This window comes from Stappia sp., from assembly GCF_040110915.1.
Lineage (GTDB): Bacteria > Pseudomonadota > Alphaproteobacteria > Rhizobiales > Stappiaceae > Stappia.
In genome coordinates this window covers 744,806-769,946 of sequence record NZ_CP157793.1, presented here as the reverse complement: position 1 = coordinate 769,946, position 25,141 = coordinate 744,806, and the positions used below count along the sequence as shown (strand labels likewise).

Genomic DNA, 25,141 nt, shown 5'->3' with positions numbered 1-25,141 from the left:
GGGATGGGTCAGTATCTCGGGCTCGTGGAACTCGTCTTCACCGCGCTGGTGGTGGGGGCCTTCGGCATCTGGCAACTGAGAAGCCTCAACCGCGACATCGCGGCCAGAAAGGCGCGCGAGCGCGCCGAGGCTGCCGAGGCGGACGCGCGGGCGAAGGATGCGGGGGCGAAGGATCGGGAGACGGACCGCGCGGCCGACACGGAGTCCGGAAAAGCAGCCCCCGGCGAAACCAGGAGCACGCGGGGCGATTGACCCGTCACCGGCGCCGACGCCGGGACCGTGACACCGCCCCGCAGGCGGAGGCCGCCGCTCAGCCCGCGCGGCGGGGCATGCGGAAGGGCAGCATCAGCTTCACCAGATTGCGGGCGAAACGGTCGCCGGAAAAGCTCTCGTGCAGGCCGCGCATCGGCTCGCCCCAGACCCGGCTGTCCACCACCGCGCGGGTGTAGAACGGTCCGTCCTCGAGCGAGCGGGCGATGCGCGCCTCCTGCGGCGCATCGGCATGCAGGAAACGCTCGACGCCCCACAGCCCCCGCCCCAGCGGCGCGGCGGCGGGCAACGCGCGCCGGTCGATCGTCCCGTCGGGACCGATGGACAGGGCCAGCTCCCGGCGCCCGCCGGCCCGGCAGGTCGCGTCGTAGAGGATGGCCGTGCGCCCGTCGCCGAGCCGTCCGCGCGCCCAGTCCCAGCGGCGAAACCCCGCCTCCAGCCCCTCCGTGCCCCAGTTGCTGTCGAGATAGCCGTGTCCCGCCCAGGACGCCCCGCCGCGCGCGACCTCCATCTCGATGCGCGCGCTCGGCGCGATCGGCCACCAGCGGTGCCGGCCGGCCGCGTCGATGTCGAACACCTCGCCCGTGACCGCGTCGGGCTTCAGCCGGATGGTGCCGGCGATGCGCCTCGGCAGGGCGCCAGCGCCGGGAAAGGGCAGGCTGAGTTCGTCGAAGGAAATGGTCAGCCCCTCCGCGTCGCTCCAGTGGAGCGCGCTCGGCCCGACCCGGAACGTCGTGGCATCACGCAAAAGGCTTGCGCGCCCGCGTTCGGTCATCGCCCAGCGCGGCCCGGTCGCGGAATAGAGCGCCACGTTGATCGCGACGTGATCCTCCGGGTCGCGACGCCCCTTCCAGGCGTAATAGGGCGAGAACACCGACCCGACGAAGGCGATCACCGTGACCGCGTGACGACCGCAATCGCTCAACCCGTCGACATACCACCAGAGATAACCGCCGGGCGGAACCGGGGCATCGAAGCGCGGTCCGCGATAAAGGCCTCCGCCGCCAGTTGCCCGGAAAGCGCCGCCATCGGCACGCCCGGCCCCGGATGCACGCTCCCCCCCGCCAGATAGAGGCCCGGCACCGCCGTACGCGCCCCCGCCCGACGGAAGGACGCCGTCCATCCGTGCGACGCCCGGCCGTAGATCGCCCCGCCCGAGCCCGGAAACAGCCGCTCGAAGCCGGCCGGTCCGGTCGCGCGGACCTCCATGGTCGCGGTGTCGAGCGTCAGGCCGCAGCGCGCCATCTGGGTGATCGTGGCGTCCAGACATCGGGCGATCTCGCTTTCGCTTTGAGGGGACCGGTCGCCGTCGGCCGGCGCGTTGATCAGGCACAGGAAGGGATCGCGCGGATCCTCGCTCGCATCCCGCGCGCCGGCATCGTCGCGCTCCTGCGCGCAGAGGTAGACCGTGGGCCGCTCCGGCACGCGGCGGTCCTTGAAGATCTCGTCGAACTCGCGCGCGTAGGCATCGGAGAAGAGCACCGTGTGGCGGGCGAGCGGAAAGTCCCCGACCGACGCCTTGACCGCCCAGGTCAGCGCGGAGAGCGAGCGTGCGGCCGGCGGCACCGGTGTGCCGCCCACCTTGAGCGGGCCGAGCCGCCCGCCGGCGAGCGCCGAGACGTCGCCGTTGAAGATCACCGCGCGGGCCGGCAGCCGGGTCCCGTCGTCGAGGCGCACCGCCTCGACCCCGTCGGCGCCGGTCTCGATGCGCGCCACCGCGCGGCCGTAGTCGATGCGCGCGCCGTGCCGTTCGGCGACGCGGGCGAGCGCCCGGGCGAGCGCATGCATGCCGCCGTCGATCAGCCAGACGCCGTCCTGTTCCACATGGGCGACGAGCATCAGGGTCGCGGGCGCGCGAAAGGGCGAGGACCCGCAATAGGTGGCGTAGCGCCCGAAGAGCTGGCGCAGGCGGGGATCGCGGAAATAGCCGCCGAGCGCCGACCACATGGTGGAAAAGGGTTTCAGCGCCCACATGGCGGAGAGATTCGTCGGGCCGATGCGGCGCACCAGATCGAGCGGCGACGGGCGCTCGGCGGCGATGTAAGTGTCCTTCAGCGTCGCATAGATCGCGCCGGCGTCCCGGCAGAAGCACCGGTAGCCCTCGGCCTCCCGTGCGCCGGCAAAGGCCTCGATGGCGGCAGCACTCGCCGCGACGTCGGCGAAGAGATCGAGCCGCGTGCCATCCGGCCAGGCATGGCGGGCGAGCGTGTCCGCCTTGCGCAGGCCGAGTTCGGCCTCCAGCGTGGTGCCGGCGGTCTCGAGCAACCGGTCGAAGGCCCATTTCATGGTGAAGACGGTCGGGCCGGCATCGACCCGCGCGCCGCCGACCGCGACCTGGCGCATCTTGCCGCCGGGTGCTGCTTCCTTTTCCACGACATGCACATCCGCCCCGCGCGCGGCGAGCGAAACCGCCGCCGCGAGGCCGGCGATGCCCGCCCCGACGATGACGATGCGCTCGCGCCGCAGGCCCGCGGTCATGTCTCGCCTCCATTGCGGCTTGTGCCGGTGTCGCCTGTGTCCGTGTCGTCTGTTTCGAGGTCGCTTGTGTCGGTGTCGCGCCGCATTGACATCCCCACCGTTTGTGTCAATCTAATTTGACAGTATTGATTGTCGTTGTAAATTGACTTTCGGGAGGCGGCGCAGATGGACATTCACACCCGCATCGAACGCGGACTGGAGCGGGCGGTCGCCTTCGCCACCGCCACCGGACAGCCGCCCCGCCTCATGCAGGCGCTGCGCTACGCGGTGTTTCCCGGCGGCGCGCGGGTGCGCCCGCGCCTGTGTCTGGCCGTCGCCAGCGCCTGCGGCGATCCGCATCCGGCGGCGAGCGATGCCGCCGCGGCCGCCATCGAGCTGCTGCATTGCGCCTCGCTCGTGCATGACGACATGCCGTGTTTCGACGATGCCGCGACCCGGCGGGGCCGGCCCGCGCTGCATGTGGTTCACGGCCAACCGCTGGCGCTGCTGACCGGCGATGCGCTGATCGTGCTCGCCTTCGAAACACTGGCGCGCGAATGCGCGCTGGCGCCCGACCGCCTCGCCCCGCTCACCGCCACGGTGGGACGCGCCGTCGGCTCGCCGCATGGCATCGTCGCCGGACAGGCCTGGGAGAGCGAGAGCGACATTCCCCTCGCCGATTATCACCGCGCCAAGACGACGGCCCTCTTCACCGGCGCCACGGCCGCCGGCGCGATTGCCGCCGGCGCGGATCCGCAGCCGTGGATGCAGGTCGGCGAGGCGCTCGGCGCCGCCTATCAGACGGCGGACGATCTGCGCGACATCGCCGCCGGCGAGGACGAGATCGGCAAGCCCTGCGGGCAGGACGCGGCCAACGGACGACCGAACGCGGCGCTCTCCAACGGCGTCGGCGAGACGGTCGCGCGGCTCCAGATCCTCGTCGGAGCGGCGGTGGACGCCGTGCCCGACTGCCCCGGCGGGCCGGCGCTCAGGGCGCTGATCCTGGGCGAGGCAAAGCGGCTGGTGCCGAAGAACCTCGCCCATGTCGCCGCCTGACCCGATCTGACGCGACCTGACGCCGCCAGTCGCGGCCAGACGACCGCGGACCAACAGCACGAAGCCGACCCCGATGGACGGAACCGCCCCCGCCTCGCCCGCCCGCGCGGACGCGCCGCAAGGCCAAGGCCTCACGGCACGGCTGCGCGCCTGGCGCAACCGGATGATCGGCAGCGACCGGTTTCAGCGCACGGTCGCCCGCGTGCCGCTGCTGCGCGGCATTGCCCGGCGCAACGCGCGCGACCTCTTCCGCCTCAACGCCGGCTTTCTCTACACGCAGGTGCTTCTGGCCTGTGTCGAGCTGAGGCTGTTCGACACGCTCAGGGACAGCGGCAAGAGCGAGACGGCGCTCGCGGCCGAAACCGGCCTGTCGCGCGCCGCACTCGCCCGTCTTCTGACCGCCGCGCAAGGGCTGAAGCTGATCACCCGGCTGAAGGACGGGACCTGGTGGCTCGCCGATCTCGGCGCCGTGGTGGCGCACAATCCGGGCATCGCGGCGATGATCCGCCATCACGCCATGGTCTATCGCGACCTTGCCGATCCGGTGGCGCTGCTGCGCTCGACAGGCGAGACCGAGACCTCGCGCTTCTGGGCCTATGCGGGACAGATGGACGGGGCGTCCGTCGATCCTGAGCGCGCCGAGGCCTATTCGCGGCTCATGCATCTCAGTCAGGACCTGATCGCGGCGGAAGTGCTGAGCGCCTATGACTTCGCCCGCCACCGCACGCTGCTCGACATCGGCGGCGGCGACGGCACGTTTCTCGCCGAGGTGGCGAAGTCCCACCCCGACCTCGCTCTTTGGCTGTTCGATCTGCCGCCGGTGGCGGCGGGCGCGGAGACCGCCATGGCGGCGCGCGGGCTTGCGTCCCGCACCCGCACCTTCGGCGGCAGCTTCTTCGACGATCCCCTGCCGCGCGGCGCCGACTGCCTGAGCCTGGTGCGCGTGCTGTGCGATCACGACGACCCGGCCGCGCTCGCGCTGCTCAAGGCGGCGCGTGCGGCGATGCGCGACGGCGACGTGCTGGTGATCGCCGAGCCGATGGGCGGCACCGACGACGACCGGCGCTTCGCGGCCGCCTATTTCGAATTCTACTTCCTTGCCATGCGCTCCGGCCATTGCCGCACCCCGGAGCAGATCACGACCCTTCTGCGGGCCGCCGGATTCACCCGGATCGGCCGTCGCCGCACGGCCATGCCGCTGTTCACCGGGGTCATGACGGCCCGGGTTTAAGGGTTATTACCGCCTTTACCGTGTGTAAAAAATAATTGACACTCTCTACTGTAGATTTATGATGACACTCAGGGAGGCAGAGCCTGTCGACTCAAATTCGAACAGGCCACGCATCAGATGTTCACGTCAGCCGTCGTACTCCAGGAACCGCATGAAATCGCCGTCCGCGACGTCGCGCTGACGCCGGCGGGCGAGGCCGACATCGTGGTCGACGTCGACTGGAGCGGCATCAGCACCGGCACCGAAAAGCTCTTCTGGAACGGCACGATGCCGCCCTTTCCGGGCATGGGATATCCGCTGGTTCCGGGCTACGAATCCGTGGGCCGCGTCGCGCAGGCCGGCCCGACGAGCGGCTATCGCACAGGCGAGACGGTCTTCGTCCCCGGCGCCACCTGCTACCGCGACGCGCGGGGCCTGTTCGGCGCCACGGCGCAGACCGTGATCCTGCCGGGCGCACGCGCCATCCGTGTGCCCGACGCGCTCGGCGCCGATGCCGTGCTGCTGTCGCTGGCGGCCACCGCCCATCATGCGCTCGTCCTGCCCGACACGCCCGCCCCCGATCTCGTCGTCGGCTTCGGCGGGCTGGGCCGGCTCATCGCGCGCATCGCCATCGCGCTCGACCTGCCCGCGCCCACCGTCTGGGAGAAGGCAGCGGACCGGCGCGCGGACCCTGGCAGCGTGACCGCGATCGACGCCGAGGACGACCCGCGCCGCGACTATGCCGCGATCCTCGACGCAAGCGGCGACGGGCGCCTGCTCGACACCCTCATTTCCCGCCTTGCCCCGCGCGGCACGGTGACACTCGCCGGCTTCTACGCGGAGCCGCTCGGCTTTGCCTTTCCGCCCGCCTTCATGCGCGAGGCGCGCATTCACATCGCGGCGGAATTCACGCCCGCGGACCTGAGCGCCGTGACCGGCCTGATCGACAGTGGACGGCTGTCGCTCGCCGGCTTGATCAGCCATCGGGCGCCCGCGCGGGACGCGTGCGACGCCTATGCCACGGCCTTCGGCGATCCGCGCTGCACCAAGATGGTGCTCGACTGGAGGAGGAACGGATGACGGACGGACTGGAACCGCGGATCGACCCGAACGCCGGAACGGAAACCGAGACCGCCCACGGGAGCACCGACGCGATGTACGCGCGGCTGCGCGCGGAAGCGACCAAGGAGCCGCCGCCCCTGCCCGTCGGCGAGCCGACCAAGGCGACGCAGATCATCGCGATCTACGGCAAGGGCGGCATCGGCAAGAGCTTCACGCTCGCCAATCTGTCCTACATGCTGGCCCAGCTCGGCAAGAAGGTGCTGCTGATCGGCTGCGATCCCAAGAGCGACACGACCTCGCTGCTGTTCGGCGGGCGCGCCTGCCCGACCATCATCAACACCGCCTCGAAGAAGAAGGAAGCGGGCGAGGAAATCGCCATCGGCGATGTCTGCTTCAAGCGTGACGGCGTCTTCGCAATGGAACTCGGCGGCCCGGAAGTGGGGCGCGGCTGCGGCGGACGCGGCATCATCCACGGCTTCGAGACGCTGGAAAAGCTCGGTTTCCACGACTGGGACTTCGACTACGTGCTGCTCGACTTCCTGGGCGACGTGGTGTGCGGCGGCTTCGGCCTGCCGATCGCCCGCGACATGTGCCAGAAGGTCGTCGTCGTCGGCTCCAACGACCTGCAGTCGCTCTATGTGGCCAACAACGTCTGCTCGGCGGTGGAGTATTTCCGCAAGCTCGGCGGCAATGTCGGCGTGGCCGGCATGGTGATCAACAAGGATGACGGCACGGGCGAGGCCCATGCCTTCGCCGAGGCGGTCGGCATCCCCGTGCTCGCCTCGGTGCCGCAGCACGAGGACATCCGCCGCAAGAGCGCGAACTACCAGATCATCGGCTATCCCGACGGCGAATGGGGCCCGCTCTTCGCCGAGCTCGCCGGCAACCTGTGCGACGCGCCGCCGATGCAGCCCGCGCCGCTGTCGCAGGACGATCTGATCGCCCTGTTCGACACCGAGCAGACGGGCGGCGACTTCCAGCTCCAGCCGGCCACCCAGGCCGACATGTGCGCCGCCGCGACGCTCGAGAAGCGCTCGCTCGAAGTCATCTACGACACGGTGTGAGGCGGCCATGACGGACAAGCATCCAACCCAGGCGCCACCCGACGCCGCCACCGCACCGACGGGCGCCCAGACCGCTCCCCCGGCGGACGGTCTCGGCTGCCATGCCGGCGCCGACACGCTCAGGGCGGCGGCCAAGGCCGCCGGCAAGTCGGAGACGCTCGCGACTTACGAGCGCGACTATCCCAGGGGGCCGCACGACCAGCCGCAATCCATGTGCCCGGCCTTCGGCTCCTTGCGCGTCGGCCTGCGCATGCGCCGCGTGGCCACGCTGTTGTCCGGCTCGGCGTGCTGCGTCTACGGCCTGACCTTCACCTCGCATTTCTACGGGGCGAAGCGGACCGTCGGCTATGTGCCCTTCAGTTCCGAGACGCTGGTCACCGGCAAGCTCTACGAGGACATTCGCGACGCGGTGCGCGAAACCGCCGATCCCGAGCACTATGACGCGGTGATCGTCACGAATCTGTGCGTGCCGACAGCCTCCGGCGTGCCCCTGCAGATGCTGCCGAAGGAAATCGACGGCGTGCGCATCGTCGGAATCGACGTGCCGGGCTTCGGCGTGCCGACCCATGCGGAAGCCAAGGACGTTCTGTCCGGCGCCATGCTGAAATATGCCCGCGAGGAAGTCCTCGCCGGCCCGGTGGCCGCTCCGCGCGCCGGGGTGGAAGACCGCCCCACGGTGACCCTGCTCGGAGAGATGTTTCCCGCCGATCCGGTGATCATCGGGCAGATGCTGGCGCCCATGGGCCTTGCCGCCGGTCCGGTGGTTCCGGTGCGCGAGTGGCGCGAGCTCTATGCCGCGCTCGACGGCGCGGCGGTGGCCGCGATCCATCCCTTCTACACCGCCTCGATCCGCACCTTCCGGGAGGCAGGGCGTCCGGTGATCGGCTCCGCGCCGGTCGGGCTCGACGGCACGGATGCCTGGCTCACCGCCATCGCCGACACGCTCAACGTGGCCCCGCAGGCGCGCGACGGCGTGCGCAACGCCATGCGCGCGGCCATCGCCGGGGCCTTGGCCGAAAACCGCATCGAGGGGCGCGTCACCCTGTCGGGCTACGAAGGCTCGGAGCTGATCGTCGCCCGGCTGCTGGTCGAATCGGGCGCGGACCTGCGCTATGTCGGCACCGCCTGCCCGAAGACACCCTACTCGGCCGAGGATGCCGCCTGGCTGGAGGCCAAGGGCGTGCGCATCCAGTATCGCGCCTCGCTGGAGCAGGATCTGGCGGCCTTTGCCGAATACGAGCCCGATCTCGTCATCGGCACGACGCCGGTCGTCCAGGCCGCCAAGGAAGCCTCGGTTCCGGCGCTCTATTTCACCAATCTGATCTCGGCCCGCCCGCTGATGGGTCCGGCCGGGGCGGGCTCGCTCGCCCAGGTGATCAACGCGGCCATCGCCAACAAGCCGCGCTTCGACCGGATGACCGCCTTTTTCGAGGGCGTCGGCAGCGGCGACACCGCCGGCGTCTGGCAGGACACGCCGGTCTCCCGCCCCGCCTTCCGCAAGAAATACGCGGCCAAGACGCGCGTCTCCAAGAACGCCGTCGACGCCGGGGAGGCGGTGGGATGCTGATCCTCGACCACGACCGCATCATTTCTGTTTTGCGCGGTCCCGGCCGCGCAGGAGGATCGTCATGCTGATCCTCGACCACGACCGCGCGGGTGGCTACTGGGGCTCGGTCTATGCCTTCACGGCAATCAAGGGCCTGCAGGTGATCATTGACGGCCCGGTCGGCTGCGAGAACCTGCCCGTCACCTCGGTGCTGCATTACACCGACGCGCTGCCGCCGCATGAGCTGCCCATCGTCGTGACAGGCCTCGGCGAGGAAGAACTCGGCCAGCACGGCACGGAAGGGGCGATGAAACGCGCCCGCGAGGTGCTCGATCCGGATCTTCCGGCGGTGGTCGTCACCGGGTCCATCGCCGAGATGATCGGCGGCGGCGTGACGCCGGAAGGCACCAACATCCAGCGCTTCCTGCCGCGCACCATCGACGAGGACCAGTGGCAGAGCGCCGACCGCGCGCTGAAGTGGCTGTGGACCGAATACGGCCCCAAGAAGGGCCGGGTGAAGCCGCTCAAGCCGCGCAAGGAGGGCGAGAAGCCCAAGGTCAACATCATCGGGCCGATCTACGGCACCTTCAACATGCCCTCCGATCTCGCCGAGATCACCCGGCTGGTGGAAGGCATCGGCGCGGAGATCAACATGGTCTTCCCGCTCGGGAGCCATCTCGCCGATGTCGGCAAGCTCGCCGACGCGGAGGTGAACATCTGCCTCTACCGCGAGTTCGGCCGGCTGTTGTGCGAGGCGCTGGAGCGCCCCTATCTGCAGGCGCCCGTCGGCATCCATTCGACGACGGCCTTCCTGGAAACGCTCGGCGAGATGCTGGGGCTCGACCCCTATCCCTTCATCGAGCGGGAGAAACACACGACGCTCAAGCCGATGTGGGACCTGTGGCGCTCGGTGACGCAGGATTTCTTCGCCACCGCGAGCTTCGCCGTTGTTGCGAGCGAGACCTACGAGCGCGGCATCCGCCACTTCCTGGCCGAGGAGATGGGGCTTCCCTGCACCTTCTCCGCCCAGCGCCGGGCCGGGGCGAAGACCGACAACGCGGCGATCCGCGCGCAGATCCACGCGGCGCCGCCGCTGATCCTCTTCGGCTCCTACAACGAGCGCATGTATCTCGCCGAGGCCGGCGCCAAGGCGGTCTACATCCCCGTCTCGTTCCCCGGCGCGATCATCCGCCGGCACACCGGCACGCCGGTGATGGGCTATTCGGGTGCGAGCTGGCTGATCCAGGAGGTGTGCAACGCGCTGTTCGACGCGCTGTTCCACATCCTGCCGCTGTCGAGCGAACTCGACGCGGTGGACGCGACCCCGGTGCGCCGCGCGGGCGAAATGCCGTGGAGCGAGGCGGCGCGTGCCGCGCTCGACACGCTCGTCGCCGCCGAGCCCGTCCTGATCCGGATTTCCGCCGCCAAGCGGCTGCGCGACACGGCGGAGCGGGCCGCGCGTGCCGCCGGCGCCGACCAGGTCGATCCCGTTCATGTGCCCGGCGCCCCCGCGCCGCGCCAAGTGGAGCCGGCCGAATAGCCGGAGGTTGCGCGGAGCGTTTCGGCACCGCGCCAGTGGAGGAGTGAGAGCATGGCCACGAGAAAGCTGCGGCGTTGCGACGGCTCGCGTCTGATCGATCCCTGGGACCGGCTCGAATACCGGGTGCTCGTCGCCCTCGCCTTCGTGCTGTGCCTGACCGGCGGCCTTGCCAAACGCGCGATGCGCCTGGCGGCACCGGCGAAACCCTCCGCCTCTTCCTCGCGCGAAAGCGTTTTCGCCGAGGCGAAATCCGCGGCTCACGCCGCGGTCGGCTACGCTTTCATCTCGTAGCCGTCCATCCTTTGCCGGGGTCCAAACCCGGCAAGCGCCGACGGCGGGACCCCGTTTCCGCCCAGGCACCCCAGCCGCGGGGGATTCGTGGCTTACCTGACTAGGAGGTGACGTTCATGGCAAGCCCAGACAACGTCTCACTTACGGGTCTGACCGAAAGCGAAGCTCAGGAGATCCACAAGTATTTCATCCAGGGCTTTCTCGGATTCACGGCGGTCGCAGTCGTCGCGCATCTGTTGGTCTGGCTCTGGCGTCCGTGGATCCCCGGACCCGACGGTTATGCCGCGCTCGACAGCGTGAACCAGACCGTTTCCGCTCTCCTGCCCGTCATCGCATAGGAGAAGAGCTATGTGGAGAATTTGGTACCTGTTCGATCCCCGCCGCGTGATGGTCGGGCTCGCCGCCTTCCTGTTCTCGCTGGCGATTCTCATCCACTTCATCCTGCTCAGCACGGATCGGTTCAACTGGCTGGAGGGCGCACCGCTCACCACCAGCTCGATCGAACAATCCGTGACGGATGGCGTGGCGCCTGCGCGACTGATCGGATGACAGCGACTTCTTGACAGGGCGGCGGACGGCCCGACCGCGAGCCGGCTCGCCCGCCGCCAAAACTTCCAGGACTTTCTGACACGGAACCTCTGACACGGACCGGGCTCACCGCTGGCACGGATCATCTCAAGCAGGAGGAACGACGATGGCGTTGCTCAGTTTCGAACGCAAGTACCGCGTGCGCGGCGGCACCCTGATCGGTGGAGACCTGTTCGACTTTTGGGTCGGACCGTTTTACGTCGGATTCTTCGGCGTTCTCGGCGCCTTTTTCATCATCGTGGGAACCGCCCTGATCGTCTACGGCGCGGCCATCGGGCCGACGTGGAACATCTGGCGCATCTCGATCGCGCCGCCGGACCTCAGCTACGGTCTGGCGCTCGCCCCCCTTCAGGACGGCGGCCTGTGGCAGATCATCACGATCTGCGCCATCGGCGCCTTCAGTTGCTGGGCGCTGCGCGAGGTCGAGATCTGCCGCAAGCTCGGCATCGGCTACCACGTGCCGATCGCCTTTTCCTTCGCGATCTTCGCCTATGTGACGCTGGTCGTCTTCCGCCCGCTGCTGCTGGGCGCCTGGGGCCACGGCTTTCCCTACGGGATCTTCAGTCACCTCGATTGGGTGTCGAACGTCGGATACCAGTATCTGCACTTCCACTACAATCCGGCGCATATGATCGCGGTGAGCTTCTTCTTCACCACGACGCTGGCGCTGGCGCTGCATGGCGGCCTCGTCCTTTCGGCGGCCAATCCGGGCCGCGAGCGCGGCAATCCGTCGAAACAGGCGGAAGTCAAGACGCCGGAATACGAGGACACCTTCTTCCGCGACACGATCGGCTACTCGATCGGCACGCTCGGCATCCACCGGCTGGGGCTGCTTCTGGCGCTCAACGCCGGCTTCTGGAGCGCGGTGTGCATCATCATCAGCGGGCCGTTCTGGAACCAGGGCTGGCCGCAGTGGTGGAACTGGTGGCTGAACCTTCCCTTCTGGAGCTGAGGACGGGACCATGTCCGAGTATCAAAACATCTTCACCCTGACGCAGGTGCGCGGTCCGCTCGAGGAGGGCATTCCGCTGCCCGCCGGCGACAGTCCGCGCACCGGAAAGCCGTTTCACCTGTGGCTCGCCGGCCTGATCGGCAACGCCCAGATCGGCCCGATCTATCTCGGCTTTCTCGGCACGATCTCGATCGTGTGCGGCGCGATCGCCTTCGTGATCATCGGGCTCAACATGTGGGCCTCGGTCGGATGGGATCCGATCCAGTTCGTCCGCCAGCTGTTCTGGCTGGCGCTCGAGCCGCCACCCGCGAAATACGGCCTTGAGATCATCCCGCCGCTCAGCGAAGGCGGCTGGTGGATCATTGCCGGCTTCTTCCTGACGACCTCGGTCATCCTGTGGTGGGTGCGCATGTATCGCCGCGCCCGGCAGCTGGAAATGGGCACCCATGTGTGCTGGGCCTTCGCCTCGGCGATCTGGCTGTTCCTGGTGCTCGGCTTCATCCGGCCGGTGCTGATGGGCAGTTGGGCGGAGGCCGTGCCCTTCGGCATCTTCCCGCACCTCGACTGGACCGCGTCGTTCTCGATCCGCTACGGCAACCTCTACTACAACCCGTTCCACGCGCTTTCGATCGTGTTCCTGTACGGCTCGGTGCTGCTGTTCGCCATGCATGGCGCGACCATCCTGGCGGTGACCCGCTACGGCGGCGAGCGTGAGCTGGAGCAGATCACCGATCGCGGCACCGCGTCGGAACGCGCCGCCCTGTTCTGGCGCTGGACCATGGGCTTCAACGCCACGATGGAATCCATCCACCGCTGGGCCTGGTGGTTCGCCGTCCTGACACCGCTGACCGGAGGCATCGGCATCCTGCTGACCGGAACCGTGGTCGACAATTGGTACCTGTGGGGCATCGAGCACGGCATCGTCGCGCCGCTCCCCGACATCTATCCGGGCGTTGTTGACCCGGCAGCGACAGGAGGCGGACAATGAACCTCTGGCTACCGACGGCCGCCGGCGCAGGCGCTCTGCTTGCCGCGGCGGCGATCCTGGGGGCAGACTGGGATCTGCCCCCCGTCGACACCGAACAGGTCGGCTATCGCGGGACGGGCATGTATGTCTCCCGCGACCGCGAGAAGGTGGCGGAGCTGCAAGCCGCCAACGTGGTGCCCCCGGCGCCCTGGGAAGCGGATCCGGAAGGCGAGCGCGCCAGCGAGATCTACGAGAACGTCCAGGTGCTCGGCGACCTCTCCAGCGACCAGTTCAACCAGTTCATGGCCGCGATCACCGAGTGGGTGTCGCCGGAACAGGGCTGCGTCTACTGTCACAACGAGGAGAACTTCGCCAGCGACGACGTCTACACCAAGGTCGTCTCGCGCCGCATGATCCAGATGACGCAGGCGATAAACGAGGACTGGACGCCGCATGTCCAGGACGTCGGGGTGACCTGCTACACCTGCCACCGCGGCATGCCGGTGCCGGCCAATGTGTGGTCGCGCGACACCTCGCCGGAGCCGACGCCCGGCATGGCCGGCTATCGCGCCGGGCAGAACGTGGTCGCGCAATACGCCGGCAATTCCTCGCTGCCGCAGAACGCGCTGGAGGACTATCTGCTCAACGACATGAACATCCGCGTGCACTCCAACACCGCGCTGCCGATGGGCGACAACCCCAATGGCACCAAGGAGACGGAGAACACCTGGTCGCTGATGATGCACATGTCGGAGAGCCTCGGCACCAACTGCATGGCCTGCCACAACTCGCGCGCCTTCAACGACTGGGACCAGAGCCCGCCGCAGCGCGTGAGCGCCTGGCACGGCATCCGCATGGCCCGCGAGATCAACACCGACTACATGGTGGGTCTCACGCCGGTCTTCCCGGACAACCGTCTGGGGCCCGCCGGCGACGTGCTGAAGGTGAATTGCGCCACCTGCCACAACGGCGTGCAGAAGCCGCTCTACGGGGTGTCGATGCTGCAGGACTATGTGGACGCGATCTCCCGCAAGACCGAGACCGGCGTGCCCGATTTCGACAGCTACGTGCCGGGCGAAACCGAAGTGCTCGGCCCGGCCGCACCGGGCACGACCTCCAGCCTCGAGCAGGGCGCTGCGGAGGCGGAACGCGACGTGGCGGCGGTCACGCAGGACTAGCGCCCTTGCAAGAACCAGCTTGAAAACAAACGCCGGGCCCCTCGCCCGGCGTTTTTCGTTGGGCCTGCCGGAGGGTACGCGTCCCGGAGAGTCAGGCCGCCGATTGCCGCGACCGGCGCAGGCTGGCGAGGGTCAGGGCGTAGATGCAGGCGACGATCACCACGAAGGAGCCGATCTGATAGGGCTCCACCGCCTCTCCGAGCACCACGGCCGCCAGCACCATGGTCACCGCCGGCCAGGGCGCCGTGATGGAACTGGCGAGCGACACGTCGATGTGGCGCACTGCGTGGAACCAGACGATCAGCTCCAGATAATAGACGAGGCCCAGAGCGACGGCGTGCGGGACGAGGAGCGCCTGCGCGACACTGCCGTCGAAGCCGCCGCCGGCAAGTAGCATCACACCGAGAAAGACGGTCGAGATGGCGACCCGGAAGAAGGTCACCTGGGCCGGCGTCACGGGCGTCTGCGTCAGTTCCTGGCGAATGATCACATGCGCCACGCTCCACAGGAAAGGCACCCCGAGAGCGACGAGAAACCACAGCGACAGGGCGTCCGGACGCAAGGTGCCGCCGGTGGCGAGGAAGGCGAGCGTTCCCACGAGCAGCGCGGTGATCAGCAGTTCGACCGGCGTCTTGCGCTTGCCGAGAAACAGCGTCTCCCACAGGATCGCGAAGAGCGGATAGGCCTGGATGGCGATCGCGAGGTTCGTCGCGCCGGCCTTTTCCGCGCCGAGCACATAGAGATAGGTGGACAGGCCGAACATCGCGCCCGTCAGCAGGGCGATCAGCAGCGCGCGGCGCTTGCGGCCCGGCGCCCAGGTGGCGGCGAAGACGCCCTTGCGCGTCCCCATCATTTCCCGGGCGAACAGCGGCACCGCGAAGACGACCTGCCAGAGCGAGAGCGCGAAGGCGAAGACGAGCGCCTCGACGCGCAGGTCGCGGGCGTTCGACAGAACCGGCATGACCGCCAGCAACCCCAGGCAGACGAGCGCCAGGGCGATTCCGATCTTTGTGTCGGGAGCTTTCATGAAGGCCTCCATTTGATATGATTGATGCGCAAATTGATCAATTGAAATGACGCGAGCAAGCGGTATATTGATCTCATGTCAATCTGGGTGCCCAATCTCGACGGCCGCAACGGCCCGACCTATCGGCGCATCGTCGACGCGCTTGCCGACGACGTCGCAGCGGGGCGTCTCGCGCCGGGAACGCGTCTGCCGCCCTATCGCGAGCTCGCCTTCGCGCTCGGCGTCTCGGCGCAGACCGTCAGCCGCGCCTATGCGCAGGGCACGCAGCGGGGCTTGCTGAGGGGCGAGACGGGGCGCGGCACCTTCGTGCTGGACCCGGCCGCGCGCTCCGCGCGCATGGCGCCGGCCAGCCTCGCACGCGACGTGGATGGCCCCATCGACCTGTCGCGCAACCTCCCCTCGCCGAGCCGCGCCGACACGCATCTGGCAGATGTGCTGCGCGAGATCGGCGCCGGTTCCGATCTGCGCGGCTTCCTCGATTATCAGGACGGCGATGCCGCGCCGCGCCATCACGCCACGGCCGCCCGCGCCTGGCTGGAGGCCTGCGGGCTCGACACGCGCTCGAGCGAGATCGTGACGACCAGCGGCGCGCAGCACGGGCTCTTTTGCGCCCTGACCGCGCTGCTGTCGCCCGGCGACCTGATCCTCACCGAAGCGCTGGGATACGCACCGGTGCGGGTGATCGCGGAGCGGCTCGCCCTGCGCATCCGGCCGGTGGCGCTGGACGACGAGGGGGTTTGCCCGGACGACTTCGAACGGCTGTGCCGGGAGCGCACGGTGCGTCTGCTCTATCTCACGCCGACGCTGCAATCGCCGACCACCGCCACCCTGTCGGCGGACCGGCGGGAACGGCTGACAGACATTGCCCGCCGCCACGACGTGCTGATCCTGGAGGACGACGTCTTCGCCCCGCTGAAAGAGGACCGACCGCCACCGGTCGCGCGCTTCGCGCCGGAGCGCACGATCCATATCACCAGCCTGTCGAAATGCGTGGCGCCGGGCTTGCGGGTGGGTTTCGTGCAGGCGCCCGCCTCTCTCGCCGAGGCGGTGCGTCGCGCCGTCGTGCTCAGCGTGTGGATGACGCCGCCCCTGATGAGCGAGATCGCGGCCCGGCTGATCGAGAGCGGCGCGGCGACGCATCTTTTGCGACAGCAACGGGCCTCGGCCGAACGGCGTCAGGCTCTTGCGCGCGACCTTCTCGGAAACTTCGATCTGCGCGCCGATCCGCAAGGGCTGCATGCGTGGCTGCGGCTACCCGAGGGCTGGAGCGCGGGCGGCTTTCGCGCGGCCGCCGAGGCGCGCGGCGTGCGCGTGTCGGATGCCCGCGATTTCGCCGCCGCCGGCGTGGAGGCTCCGGCGGCCGCGCGGCTGAGTCTCGGGCACGAGGCGGACGAGACCCGCCTTGAGACCGGCCTCACCCGCCTTGCCGAACTGCTGGCGCATCCGCCGCGGGCGGACGCGCTGTTTCTGTGAGCGCCCGCGGGGCGAACCGCTCTACAGGCTGGCCCCTCTACAAGCTGTTGAAGGACAGGTCCGGATAGCGCTGAAGGTACAGCCGGAACCAGGGCGTGAACCGCTCGGGATGCGAGATCACCTCGCGCGACAGCGCGTCCGGCGTGACCCAACGGGTCGCCATCACCTCGTCCGGATTGGGAGCGAGCGGCAGCGTCACGCGGTTCACCTCGGCGACGAACATGGTAACCCGCTCGTGTTCGTGGAGCCCGCCGCCCACATCGGCGGAATATTCCACCGTGCGGCGGCGCTCCAGCGGCACCGAAATGCCGAGCTCGTCGCCGAGACGGCGGTGCGCGCAGGCCTCGACCGTCTCGTTCCAGTTGGGATGCGAACAGCAGGTGTTCGCCCACAGTCCGCCGCAGTGGTACTTGTCCAGCGCCCGCTGCTGGATCAGAAGCGCGTCACCGTCGAACAGAAAGACGGAGATCGCGAGATGAAAGACCGCATCCTCATGCGCCCGCAGCTTCTCGATCGGAAAGAGCGATCCGTCGCCGGCGATGCCGGGGATGAGAATGTCGGTGGCCGTCGTCATGACGTCCTCCCTCGGTCTGGACCGGGGCTCGGCGGCATGGCGGCTCTCAGGCCACCGCGCGGGCGAGCGCGCATTGCGACCACAGGTCGTTCAGCGCGCCGACGAGCCGGTCGATGTCGTCGTCCGTGTGCAGGGGCGAGGGCGTGAAGCGCAGCCGCTCCGTCCCCTCCGGCACGGTCGGATAGTTGATCGGCTGGACATAAATGCCGTAGCCGTCCAGGAGCAAGTCGGAAATCCACTTGCACTTGGCGGCGTTGCCGACCATCACCGGCACGATGTGGCTCGGATTGGGCATATGCGGAATGCCCCGGCGGTCGAGCAGCATGCGCAGCCGGTTCACCCGGTCCTCCTGGCGCCGCCGCTCCAGCCGGCTTTGCTTCAGGTGGCGGATGGAGGCGATGGCCCCGGCCGCGAGTGCGGGCGGCAGCGCGGTGGTGAAGATGAAGCCGCTGGCGAAGGAGCGCACGAAGTCGCACAGATCGCGGTCGGCCGCGATGTAGCCGCCCATCACGCCGAAGGCCTTGCCGAGCGTGCCCTCGATCACGGTGAGGCGATCCATCAGCCCCTCGCGCTCGGCCACGCCGCCGCCGCGCGGCCCGTAGAGCCCGACGCCATGCACCTCGTCGAGATAGGTCATGGCGCCGTGCTTTTCCGCCACGTCGCAGATCTCGGCGATCGGCGCGATGTCGCCATCCATCGAGTAGACGGATTCAAACGCCACCAGCTTCGGCCGGTCGGGATCGTCGCGGGACAGCATCCGGTCGAGATCTTCCGGGCAATTGTGCTTCCAGATCCGCTTTTCGGCGCGCGAATGGCGAATGCCCTCGATCATCGAGGCGTGGTTGAGCGCGTCGGAATAGACGATGCAGCCCGGGATCTTCGATCCCAGCGTGCCGAGTGCCGCCCAGTTCGACACATAGCCGGAGGTGAAGATCAGCGCGTCTTCCTTGGCGTGCAGGTCGGCGAGTTCGGCCTCCAGCGTCACGTGATAGTGGTTGGTGCCGGAGATGTTGCGCGTGCCGCCGGCGCCGGCGCCGCAGCGGTCGATCGCGTCCTTCATCGCCTGGGTGACGATCGGGCTTTGCCCCATTCCCAGATAGTCGTTGGAGCACCACACCGTCACCTCATGGGCGCTGCCGTCGTCGCGGTAGCGCCGGGCCTTGGGAAAATCGCCAGAGATGCGCTCCAGATCCGCGAACACGCGGTAGTTTCCGGCCTCGCGCAAACCGTCGAGCGCCTGCGCGAAATAAGTCTTCATGTCCATGAGGTTAGCCCCCTCTTGTGGTGTGATTGCCGGATCCGCGCGCGCGGCGTGGCGGTCGGGGATCTTGACGTGTCCTGCAAGGGTGCAGGCTGGTCGTCGGCGCCGGATGCGGGCGCCCGATCGCGCGCCGCCCAGAGCCAGAGCAGTTCGTCGGACACCGGCAGCACCAGAAACACATGCTCCAGAACCGCCAGGCCGAGAAAGGTGGACAGCAGCATGAAGGCCACCGCCCGGTGCACATCCGCCGCGCCGAAGGCGGCCTGCAGCAGAAGCGCGAAGGGCACCACCGCCGCGAGGATCGTCGCGGGCAGCAGCCAGCTCACCCGGTCGGTGCGGAAGTAGCTGGTGAGATAGCGCAATTGCCTGGGGATCAAGACGCTCGCCGCGCGCGGCGCGCCGAGGAAGATGTTGAGCTTGGCCGACAGGCGCATCACCCACAGAAGCGCGAAGGTCCACAGGCCCGCGTGATTGGGCCCGCCCCAGACGAGCGCGGCGACCACCAGACCGCCGGCGACGAGGGCGAACTCGTGATCGCGCACGGCGAGAAAGGCGAGCCGGAAGCGTTGCAGGCCGCGCGCCTCGCGCGGACAGCGCGCCTGACGCGGGCCGGTGACCATGCCGAAGAGGAACGTCGCCTCGAGAAAGGCCCACACGGCCAGCGCGCTCAGGAAGGCGAGATAGGTTCCCGCCACGCTTTCCATCCGCGCGCTCGCGTAAAGCCCCGCGCAGCCGAGGATGGCGACGCCGACGAAGGCGAGCAGCAACAGGCGTTGCCGCTGCGCGCCCTGCCAGGCGGCGAACATCACGACGCCGGTGGCGAGCCACCATACGACGAGCGCCACCACGCCCGCGATCGCAAGGTCGAGCACGGCCCGTCCCTCCCTTACCAGACCGGCTCGAGACGGCTCGTCTCGGGAATGGCGTTCGACTTCGTCGGGATCATGTAGACGCCGGCGAAGGTGACGGCGGCGGCCGTGCCCCAGATCGCCTTGCCGATGGCGCCGGAGATCCCGCCGCGCTCGGCCGCCGCGTTGAGGCGGCGGTTGATCCGCTCCAGCTTGCGGAAGCCGTTGAGCAGCTTCGGATTGTCCAGATCGAGCACCAGCGGGAACACCTGGCGCGAGATCTCGGAGGTGATGCGGAAGACCCGCATGTCGTAGTCCTCGATGTCGACGCCAAGCGCCTCGTGGAAGGCGGGGCGGGCATGATCGCGCACATACATGGTCGCGAAGACCGCCAGCAGGAAGAACTTGATCCAGTAGACGTTGCGCCCCGAAAGGAGCTTCGGGTCGGCGCGCATCAAGAGCGAGAAAGCCTCGCCGTGGCGGAACTCGTCGTTGCACCACTCCTTGAACCACTTGAAGATCGGATGGAAGCGCCGCTCGGGATGGCGCTCCAGATGCCGGTAGATGGTGATGTAGCGGGCATAGCCGATCTTCTCCGACAGGTAGGTCGCATAGAAGATGAACTTCGGCTTGAAGTAGGTGTATTTCTTCGCCTTGGCGAGAAAGCCCATGTTCACGCCGATGCCGAAATCCTTCAGCGCATCGTTGATGAAGCCCGCGTGGCGGCTCTCGTCGCGGCTCATGTAGCCGAAGAGCTCGCACATCTCGGCGTTGGTGCCGCGCCGTTTCATTTCCTTGTAGAGCACGCAGCCGGAAAACTCCGCCGTCAGCGAGCTGACGAGGAAATCGACCAGCTCCTTGCGCAGCTCCGGCGACAGGCTCTCGATGTCGAGATCGTCCCACGCCTCGTTGCGCTTGAAGTGCCCCTTGTTGGGATCGCGCTTCAGCTCGGCGATGAGCGCGTCCCATTCGCCGCGCACCCCGCTGACGTCGACCCGGTCGAGTTCGTCGAAATCCGTGGTGTAGAACCGCGGATTGAGCATGGTGGACTCAAGCGCCGCCTTCGTCGTGTCGTTGACCTCGACCTTGCGCGCGCGCTCCTTGAGGGGATCGACGTGGGTGTTCATAGCGTGGCCCTTTCGGAGAAGGAGAACTCGCACAGTTCCATGAATTCGAAGTCGCCGGTCGCCCGCGTCCAGGCGCGCTCCAGACGGCTTGCGCGGGTGATCGTGGCGGTGCGGCGGAAGCTCTGGCATTCGCCGTAGGGCACCGCGACCGGCGCGCCGTGCACCATCACCTCGTCACCGGGATGGACCACCGCACCATTGTCGAAGCGCACATGGGCGCCGAGCGCGTCGAAGGTGTTGTTGATCTCCACCGTGCAGGGCACATCCTCGCGCCTGCGCCAGAAAAGCGCCGATTTCGTCATGGCTCACTCCTCCCCTGTGTTCACGGCCCGCGCGGCCGCCGCGTCGCGCGCGAGGAAACCCTCGAACTGCGCCACGATGTCCGGCCCGAAGGCGTTGAGATAGATCCGCTCCCCGGTCGCCGTGTCGGAGACCGACACCGCGCCGCTGTCCCAGCGGATGATGCGATAGGGCAGCCCCTGGTCGGCCTCCTCCACCAGCCGCATGCGCTTGAACGCCGGCAGCGCGCCGCGCGCGAAGCCGCCGTCGGCCTGCGTCAGCCGGGTGATGACCTGGCCGGAGCTCGCGTCCGCCACGGCAACCGTCCCGTCGGCATGCTCCAGAAACACGATGTCGCGCATGTCGAGCGGCGTGCCGATCACATTGCGCACCGTGCCGATCTCGGTGGTCTGGCCGAAGAGCGTCGCGGCCATGGCGAAGACGACGAGGCCGATGGCGCCGAAGAGCGGCAGCCGGGGGAAGGCCGACCCGCGCGCCGACCCCGCCTCGCGGGCGCCGGGGCGCATCTGTCGCGGATTTGCATGCAGGGTCACGGTTCAGTTCCTCCCAGTTCCTTCACGTCCCGGTTCCTTCACGTCGCTTCCGCACCCCCATGGGGCGCTTGCGGTCATCGTCCTTCGTCGCGGCCGCCCGCAGCGGGCGGCCGGGTCGCCTCAGCCGAGCGCCGAGGCCGTCTTGCGTCCCGCCATCTCGCCGCGCGGGCGCGCCGGTGCCGCATCGCTGCGGGCCTGCGGCCGCGCCTCGGCCGTGGCCATATGCGGGCTCATCTCGCGCGCCAGCAGGGTCGCCACCTCGGTGACGTTCGGCAGGCAGATCAGCGTCGGTTCGGGCCGGCTGAACCGCCAGGCGCGGGCATGCGGCCACAGCACCAGCCAGGACAGGCGGATGTCGGGCCTGAGCCGCAGCGCGATGTTGCCGCTGCCATCCGCGCGCCGGTCGACGCTGGCGGCCTCGATTTCCGAGAACGGCAGGTTGAAGGTCACCGACAGGGCGGCGCCGATGCGCATGGCGACGCGGGCATTGGTGATCGTGTAGAGCGTCGTCTTGGCCACCGCCCAGGCGAAGCCCTCGACGAGGGCGAGCACGATCGCCGCCAGCACCGTCAGCGCGCCGGCCGAGAACAGGATGTAGCCGAGCGGACGGTCGTCGTAGTAGCCGGCGACCAGCGCCCAGACGACGATCACCAGGAAGTAGCCGGCGATCCAGCGGTTCTTGAGGATCCGCTGCGCGATGCGGCGATGCTCGGGGCGGCCCTGCCAGAGGATGAACTCCCCCTCCGGCAAGGTTTCCGGCAGTCCGGGCACGGGTTCGAACTCGTGCTCCGGTGCCTCGTGGATCTCGGCGCTCACAGCAGCGGCTCCGCGCGCTCGGGCGTGGCGTAGAGCTGGCCGGCGCCGAAGTAGGCGGTGACCTTCTCTTCTTCCAGCAGCGTGATCTGCTCCATGCTGGCCAGCGCCGGCACGCCGGCGAACTGCTCGGAGGTGATCGCATGAACATAGACCACCGTCTCCGCCCCGCGCGCCTTCTTGTAGACGCAGAAGGTCATGGGCACGAGCACGCGCCGGGCGCTGGCGCCCTCGCCCTCGCTCGCGGTCGTTCCGAGATCGACCTCCAGATAGCGGATCATCTGCTCCATGCGGTCGACCCACACCTCGGCGACGGTGCCGGCCAGCGCCTTGTCGCACCCGAAGATGCGCATGCCGCGCGGGTCCTTGTCGCCCTCGGCGATGTCGAAGCCCTCGGCGACGCGCAGCGGCACGATCTTCGGCTTGCCGTCATGCCACTGGTCGGGGCGGTCGGGGCGCTCGGCCCAGGAGCCCGGACCGATGCCGAGCTTCATGGGATCGCCGGTCGGGCGCATCGGCGAGCCGGGATAGCGCGGCAGCAGCCGTTCGCCCGGAATGGGCCGCGTGTCGCGCGAGTAGTCGGGATAGGACACGGTGCCATTGCCATGCGGCAGCACGAAGGTCTTCGGCTGGGCCAGGAACAGCCAGGGGTCCTTGTTGTATTCGCCGGTGACGTCGTTCTCCAGCGGATAGCCCTCGCGCCGGTCCTCCTTGCGGATGTACCAGATCAGTCCGGCGAAAAAGATCCAGAACACGTATAACGTCACCTGCGCGACGTCGATGCTACCCACGATCGATCCGGTTCCCATGACGGACCTCCTTCTGTCTGTGCCGGCTCATCCCGGCAGATCGGCCAGGCCAAACTGCCTGAGCCCGTCGCGGTCGCCCCCGAAGCGCTTGCCAGCAAGCGGTCCGAGAACGGCCAAACTCAAGAAAAGCAAAACGATTTCGACGTTGTAGACGACGGCGTAACCGGTCGAGGGCGTCTGCAGCGCCTCGCCCAGCGCGCCCGTCGCCGCCACCGCGTTGACCACGTCGCGCAGCACTCCGCCGATCGCGAGCCCGAGCCCGATGGCGGTTGCCTGCACGGCGGAAAAGGCCCCGATGGCGAAGCCCGCGTCGGTGCGCTCCGCCAGTTCCATCGCCGCCAGCATGGTGCCGACGGCGAAGAGCCCGCCGCCGAAACCGATCGCCAGCGTGCCCGCGCGAAACAGCGTCGCGGAGCCCAGCGCGCCGGAAAAGATCACGGCGGCGAAGGCGAACACGCCGACGAGCGCGCCAAGTGCGGCCATGCGGTGCATGTTCATGCCCCTGTGCAGCAGACGGCCGGCCAGCGCGAAGCCGGCCAGCGTGCCGCCCGCCCACATGGCGGTGAGCAGGGTCGTCTGGCTGACGCTGAGGCCCAGGATCTCGCCGCCGAAGGGTTCGAGCAGCACGTCCTGCATGCTGAAGGCGGCCGAGCCGAGCCCAACGCCGACCAGAAAGCGCGTCACCTGCGCGTTGCCGCGATAGGCGGCGAAGGCCTCGCCGAAGCCCTGCACAGCGCGGCCGGCGCGGGTGGCGTGCGGGCGGCGCGCCTCCTGCTTCCACAGGGCGACGACATTGAGCGCGACCGTCACCACCGCCGCGCCCTGCACGACCTGGATCAGGCGCATTGGCGAGAAGTCGGCGAGCAGCCAGCCGAAGGCCAGCGAGGCGACGATCATGCCGACGAGCAGCATCACATAGACGAGCGCGACGACGCGCGGGCGCGTCTGTTCGGCGGCCAGATCGGTGGCGAGCGCCAGACCGGCGGTCTGCGCCATGTGCATGCCGAGGCCGGTGAGCAGAAAGGCGAAGGCGGCGGCGACCGGACCGGCCCATTCGGGCCCCAGCGTCTGCGATTGCAGCAGGAGCAGCGCGAAGGGCATGAAGGCGAGGCCGCCGAACTGCAGCAGCGTGCCGAACCAGATGTAGGGCACCCGCCGCCAGCCGAGCGCGGAGACATAGGTGTCGGAGCGATGCCCGATCAGCACGCGGAAGGGCGCGGCGAGCACCGGGATCGCCACCATCAGCGCGACGAGGCTCGTCGGCACGCCGAGCTCCAGGATCATCACCCGGTTGAGCGTGCCGGTCAGCAGCACCGCCGCCATGCCGACGGAGACCTGGAACAGCGACAGGCGCAACAGCCGGCTCAGCGGCAGATCCGGCGAGGCCGCATCCGCGAAGGGCAGGAACCGGGTGCCCAGTCGCTGCCAGACCCCGATCATGCGCCGCATGCCCAGTGCACTCGCCTTCATCGCCGGGTCACCTCCATGGCATGGGAGATGTAGAAGCCGCTGGAGATGCGCGCGTCCCGGCCGACGGACCAGCCGCCGAGCCGGGGATCGCGGTGAACGCGGCGGGCAAGCTTCACGGGCGAGACCGGCTCGATGGCCGGCGCCCGGTCGCCGCGCGGAAACAGGCGGCCGACACCGTGCATGACGCTCAGCAGCGGGGTGCGCGGGGCGAGCGTGAAGAGGATCTTGCCGTCCGTGCGCTCGCCCAGCCGGGCAAGCGCGGCCAGCGTGTCCTCGCTGCGGTAGTGGATGAGGGAATCCATCGCCACCACCGCGTCGAAACGGCCGTGATCGGCGCTCAGCATGTCGCCCGCCTCGAAGCGCACGCGGGCGGCAAACGCCCCCTCGCCGGCCGCCCGGTCGGCGGCGAAACGCACCATCTCGGGCGAGAGATCGACGCCGAGCACCTCGGCGCCGCGCCGGGCAAGCTCCAGCGACAGATGGCCCGCGCCGCAGCCGGCGTCGAGAATGCGCCAGCCGGCGAGATCCTCGGGCAGATAGGAGAGAAGCGTCGCGCGCATGCGGTCGCGGCCCGCGCGCACGGTGGCGCGGATCCGCCCCAGCGGCTCGTCGCTGGCGAACTTCTTCCAGGCGTCGACGGCGGTGCGGTCGAAATAGACCTGCAACTCGCCCCGACGGCGGAGGTAGCTCGCGTGCGGCAGGATATCGCTCATCGCCCGGTTGTC

At 68.8% G+C, this 25,141-nt stretch carries 27 protein-coding genes; 14 read left to right on the top strand and 13 right to left on the bottom strand.

Going from position 1 to position 25,141, the window contains the following annotated elements; genetic code table 11:
- Positions 1-3: 3 nt before the first annotated feature.
- Positions 4-252 carry a hypothetical protein gene (locus tag ABL312_RS03460; RefSeq protein ID WP_349359985.1) on the top strand — a complete coding sequence of 83 codons (249 nt, stop codon included), beginning with the start codon at positions 4-6 and terminating at the stop codon, positions 250-252.
- A gap of 58 nt (positions 253-310) precedes the next feature.
- Here ABL312_RS03460 and ABL312_RS03455 read toward each other — a convergent pair whose 3' ends face one another.
- The gene (locus ABL312_RS03455) at positions 311-1,165 is read right to left on the bottom strand and encodes a carotenoid 1,2-hydratase (protein ID WP_349359984.1); all 855 of its coding nucleotides are present in this window, start codon (positions 1,163-1,165) and stop codon (positions 311-313) included.
- Positions 1,166-1,191: 26 nt separating this feature from the next.
- Positions 1,192-2,748, bottom strand: a complete 1,557-nt coding sequence (gene crtD / locus ABL312_RS03450) for a 1-hydroxycarotenoid 3,4-desaturase CrtD (RefSeq protein ID WP_349359983.1) — start codon at positions 2,746-2,748, stop codon at positions 1,192-1,194.
- A 165-nt stretch (positions 2,749-2,913) separates the two neighbouring features.
- Here crtD and ABL312_RS03445 point away from each other — a divergent pair, with 165 nt between their 5' ends.
- The 12 genes from ABL312_RS03445 to pufC all read left to right on the top strand — a co-directional run bounded on the left by ABL312_RS03445 (position 2,914) and on the right by pufC (position 14,181).
- The gene (locus ABL312_RS03445) at positions 2,914-3,783 is read left to right on the top strand and encodes a polyprenyl synthetase family protein (protein WP_349359982.1); all 870 of its coding nucleotides are present in this window, start codon (positions 2,914-2,916) and stop codon (positions 3,781-3,783) included.
- A 73-nt stretch (positions 3,784-3,856) separates the two neighbouring features.
- Entirely contained in the window at positions 3,857-5,014 is a 1,158-nt protein-coding gene (locus ABL312_RS03440) for a methyltransferase (RefSeq protein ID WP_349359981.1), read from the top strand.
- 117 nt (positions 5,015-5,131) lie between these two features.
- Entirely contained in the window at positions 5,132-6,073 is a 942-nt protein-coding gene (gene bchC / locus ABL312_RS03435) for a chlorophyll synthesis pathway protein BchC (protein WP_349359980.1), read from the top strand.
- A 74-nt stretch (positions 6,074-6,147) separates the two neighbouring features.
- Positions 6,148-7,119 carry a chlorophyllide a reductase iron protein subunit X gene (locus tag ABL312_RS03430; RefSeq protein ID WP_349361333.1) on the top strand — a complete coding sequence of 324 codons (972 nt, stop codon included), beginning with the start codon at positions 6,148-6,150 and terminating at the stop codon, positions 7,117-7,119.
- Positions 7,120-7,126: 7 nt separating this feature from the next.
- Positions 7,127-8,686, top strand: a complete 1,560-nt coding sequence (gene bchY, locus ABL312_RS03425; RefSeq protein WP_349359979.1) for a chlorophyllide a reductase subunit Y — start codon at positions 7,127-7,129, stop codon at positions 8,684-8,686.
- A gap of 61 nt (positions 8,687-8,747) precedes the next feature.
- Complete coding sequence (gene bchZ, locus ABL312_RS03420) at positions 8,748-10,205, top strand: chlorophyllide a reductase subunit Z (RefSeq protein WP_349359978.1); 1,458 nt, start codon at positions 8,748-8,750, stop codon at positions 10,203-10,205.
- Between the two features lie 51 nt (positions 10,206-10,256).
- Complete coding sequence (locus ABL312_RS03415) at positions 10,257-10,496, top strand: hypothetical protein (RefSeq protein ID WP_349359977.1); 240 nt, start codon at positions 10,257-10,259, stop codon at positions 10,494-10,496.
- 116 nt (positions 10,497-10,612) lie between these two features.
- Complete coding sequence (gene pufB / locus ABL312_RS03410; RefSeq protein ID WP_349359976.1) at positions 10,613-10,834, top strand: light-harvesting antenna LH1, beta subunit; 222 nt, start codon at positions 10,613-10,615, stop codon at positions 10,832-10,834.
- A gap of 10 nt (positions 10,835-10,844) precedes the next feature.
- Positions 10,845-11,045 carry a light-harvesting antenna LH1, alpha subunit gene (pufA, locus tag ABL312_RS03405; protein ID WP_349359975.1) on the top strand — a complete coding sequence of 67 codons (201 nt, stop codon included), beginning with the start codon at positions 10,845-10,847 and terminating at the stop codon, positions 11,043-11,045.
- A 145-nt stretch (positions 11,046-11,190) separates the two neighbouring features.
- Positions 11,191-12,036 (top strand): photosynthetic reaction center subunit L, encoded by an 846-nt coding sequence (gene pufL, locus ABL312_RS03400; RefSeq protein ID WP_349359974.1) that lies wholly within the window; start codon positions 11,191-11,193, stop codon positions 12,034-12,036.
- 10 nt (positions 12,037-12,046) lie between these two features.
- Positions 12,047-13,024 carry a photosynthetic reaction center subunit M gene (gene pufM / locus ABL312_RS03395; RefSeq protein ID WP_349359973.1) on the top strand — a complete coding sequence of 326 codons (978 nt, stop codon included), beginning with the start codon at positions 12,047-12,049 and terminating at the stop codon, positions 13,022-13,024.
- Complete coding sequence (gene pufC / locus ABL312_RS03390; protein ID WP_349359972.1) at positions 13,021-14,181, top strand: photosynthetic reaction center cytochrome PufC; 1,161 nt, start codon at positions 13,021-13,023, stop codon at positions 14,179-14,181. Before pufM ends, pufC begins: the two co-directional genes overlap by 4 nt.
- A 91-nt stretch (positions 14,182-14,272) precedes the next feature.
- On the opposite strand, the gene ABL312_RS03385 is transcribed toward pufC, so the two are convergent.
- Entirely contained in the window at positions 14,273-15,208 is a 936-nt protein-coding gene (locus ABL312_RS03385) for a DMT family transporter (protein WP_349359971.1), read from the bottom strand.
- Between the two features lie 75 nt (positions 15,209-15,283).
- Between ABL312_RS03385 and ABL312_RS03380 the strand changes: the two genes are divergently transcribed.
- The gene (locus ABL312_RS03380) at positions 15,284-16,681 is read left to right on the top strand and encodes a PLP-dependent aminotransferase family protein (protein WP_349359970.1); all 1,398 of its coding nucleotides are present in this window, start codon (positions 15,284-15,286) and stop codon (positions 16,679-16,681) included.
- Between the two features lie 37 nt (positions 16,682-16,718).
- Here ABL312_RS03380 and idi read toward each other — a convergent pair whose 3' ends face one another.
- From idi to bchM, 10 genes are all read right to left on the bottom strand, one after another.
- A complete protein-coding gene (idi, locus tag ABL312_RS03375; protein ID WP_349359969.1) occupies positions 16,719-17,255 on the bottom strand; it encodes an isopentenyl-diphosphate delta-isomerase in 537 nt (178 codons plus the stop codon).
- Positions 17,256-17,301: 46 nt separating this feature from the next.
- Entirely contained in the window at positions 17,302-18,519 is a 1,218-nt protein-coding gene (gene hemA, locus ABL312_RS03370) for a 5-aminolevulinate synthase (RefSeq protein WP_349359968.1), read from the bottom strand.
- Entirely contained in the window at positions 18,510-19,388 is an 879-nt protein-coding gene (gene puhE, locus ABL312_RS03365) for a putative photosynthetic complex assembly protein PuhE (protein WP_349359967.1), read from the bottom strand. Before puhE ends, hemA begins: the two co-directional genes overlap by 10 nt.
- A 14-nt stretch (positions 19,389-19,402) precedes the next feature.
- Entirely contained in the window at positions 19,403-20,491 is a 1,089-nt protein-coding gene (gene acsF, locus ABL312_RS03360; protein ID WP_349359966.1) for a magnesium-protoporphyrin IX monomethyl ester (oxidative) cyclase, read from the bottom strand.
- Entirely contained in the window at positions 20,488-20,793 is a 306-nt protein-coding gene (locus ABL312_RS03355; RefSeq protein WP_349359965.1) for a hypothetical protein, read from the bottom strand. Before ABL312_RS03355 ends, acsF begins: the two co-directional genes overlap by 4 nt.
- 3 nt (positions 20,794-20,796) lie before the next feature.
- Positions 20,797-21,324, bottom strand: coding sequence for a photosynthetic complex assembly protein PuhC (gene puhC / locus ABL312_RS03350; protein ID WP_349359964.1), 528 nt, complete (start codon positions 21,322-21,324; stop codon positions 20,797-20,799).
- A gap of 120 nt (positions 21,325-21,444) precedes the next feature.
- Positions 21,445-22,140 carry a photosynthetic complex putative assembly protein PuhB gene (gene puhB / locus ABL312_RS03345; protein WP_349359963.1) on the bottom strand — a complete coding sequence of 232 codons (696 nt, stop codon included), beginning with the start codon at positions 22,138-22,140 and terminating at the stop codon, positions 21,445-21,447.
- Entirely contained in the window at positions 22,137-22,946 is an 810-nt protein-coding gene (puhA, locus tag ABL312_RS03340; protein WP_349359962.1) for a photosynthetic reaction center subunit H, read from the bottom strand. The genes puhB and puhA overlap by 4 nt, the downstream gene beginning before the upstream one ends.
- Positions 22,947-22,973: 27 nt before the next feature.
- Entirely contained in the window at positions 22,974-24,416 is a 1,443-nt protein-coding gene (locus tag ABL312_RS03335) for a BCD family MFS transporter (RefSeq protein ID WP_349359961.1), read from the bottom strand.
- On the bottom strand, positions 24,413-25,129 hold the full coding sequence (gene bchM, locus ABL312_RS03330) for a magnesium protoporphyrin IX methyltransferase (RefSeq protein ID WP_349359960.1): 717 nt from the start codon (positions 25,127-25,129) through the stop codon (positions 24,413-24,415). The genes ABL312_RS03335 and bchM overlap by 4 nt, the downstream gene beginning before the upstream one ends.
- Positions 25,130-25,141 lie beyond the last annotated feature (12 nt).

What these genes read in the sequence shown, in the direction of transcription:
- ABL312_RS03380 (WP_349359970.1), top strand. Translation starts at nt 15,284, where the DNA reads ATGTCAATCTGGGTGCCCAATCTCGACGGCCGCAACGGCCCGACCTAT.
- ABL312_RS03430 (WP_349361333.1), top strand. Translation starts at nt 6,148, where the DNA reads ATGTACGCGCGGCTGCGCGCGGAAGCGACCAAGGAGCCGCCGCCCCTG.
- ABL312_RS03460 (WP_349359985.1), top strand. Translation starts at nt 4, where the DNA reads ATGGGTCAGTATCTCGGGCTCGTGGAACTCGTCTTCACCGCGCTGGTG.
- pufA (WP_349359975.1), top strand. Translation starts at nt 10,845, where the DNA reads ATGTGGAGAATTTGGTACCTGTTCGATCCCCGCCGCGTGATGGTCGGG.
- pufM (WP_349359973.1), top strand. Translation starts at nt 12,047, where the DNA reads ATGTCCGAGTATCAAAACATCTTCACCCTGACGCAGGTGCGCGGTCCG.
- idi (WP_349359969.1), bottom strand. Translation starts at nt 17,255, where the DNA reads ATGACGACGGCCACCGACATTCTCATCCCCGGCATCGCCGGCGACGGA.
- bchC (WP_349359980.1), top strand. Translation starts at nt 5,132, where the DNA reads ATGTTCACGTCAGCCGTCGTACTCCAGGAACCGCATGAAATCGCCGTC.
- acsF (WP_349359966.1), bottom strand. Translation starts at nt 20,491, where the DNA reads ATGAACACCCACGTCGATCCCCTCAAGGAGCGCGCGCGCAAGGTCGAG.
- pufC (WP_349359972.1), top strand. Translation starts at nt 13,021, where the DNA reads ATGAACCTCTGGCTACCGACGGCCGCCGGCGCAGGCGCTCTGCTTGCC.
- ABL312_RS03335 (WP_349359961.1), bottom strand. Translation starts at nt 24,416, where the DNA reads ATGAAGGCGAGTGCACTGGGCATGCGGCGCATGATCGGGGTCTGGCAG.
- ABL312_RS03415 (WP_349359977.1), top strand. Translation starts at nt 10,257, where the DNA reads ATGGCCACGAGAAAGCTGCGGCGTTGCGACGGCTCGCGTCTGATCGAT.
- bchM (WP_349359960.1), bottom strand. Translation starts at nt 25,129, where the DNA reads ATGAGCGATATCCTGCCGCACGCGAGCTACCTCCGCCGTCGGGGCGAG.
- ABL312_RS03440 (WP_349359981.1), top strand. Translation starts at nt 3,857, where the DNA reads ATGGACGGAACCGCCCCCGCCTCGCCCGCCCGCGCGGACGCGCCGCAA.
- ABL312_RS03355 (WP_349359965.1), bottom strand. Translation starts at nt 20,793, where the DNA reads ATGACGAAATCGGCGCTTTTCTGGCGCAGGCGCGAGGATGTGCCCTGC.
- bchZ (WP_349359978.1), top strand. Translation starts at nt 8,748, where the DNA reads ATGCTGATCCTCGACCACGACCGCGCGGGTGGCTACTGGGGCTCGGTC.
- puhA (WP_349359962.1), bottom strand. Translation starts at nt 22,946, where the DNA reads ATGGGAACCGGATCGATCGTGGGTAGCATCGACGTCGCGCAGGTGACG.
- ABL312_RS03445 (WP_349359982.1), top strand. Translation starts at nt 2,914, where the DNA reads ATGGACATTCACACCCGCATCGAACGCGGACTGGAGCGGGCGGTCGCC.
- crtD (WP_349359983.1), bottom strand. Translation starts at nt 2,748, where the DNA reads ATGACCGCGGGCCTGCGGCGCGAGCGCATCGTCATCGTCGGGGCGGGC.
- pufB (WP_349359976.1), top strand. Translation starts at nt 10,613, where the DNA reads ATGGCAAGCCCAGACAACGTCTCACTTACGGGTCTGACCGAAAGCGAA.
- ABL312_RS03385 (WP_349359971.1), bottom strand. Translation starts at nt 15,208, where the DNA reads ATGAAAGCTCCCGACACAAAGATCGGAATCGCCCTGGCGCTCGTCTGC.
- bchY (WP_349359979.1), top strand. Translation starts at nt 7,127, where the DNA reads ATGACGGACAAGCATCCAACCCAGGCGCCACCCGACGCCGCCACCGCA.
- pufL (WP_349359974.1), top strand. Translation starts at nt 11,191, where the DNA reads ATGGCGTTGCTCAGTTTCGAACGCAAGTACCGCGTGCGCGGCGGCACC.
- hemA (WP_349359968.1), bottom strand. Translation starts at nt 18,519, where the DNA reads ATGGACATGAAGACTTATTTCGCGCAGGCGCTCGACGGTTTGCGCGAG.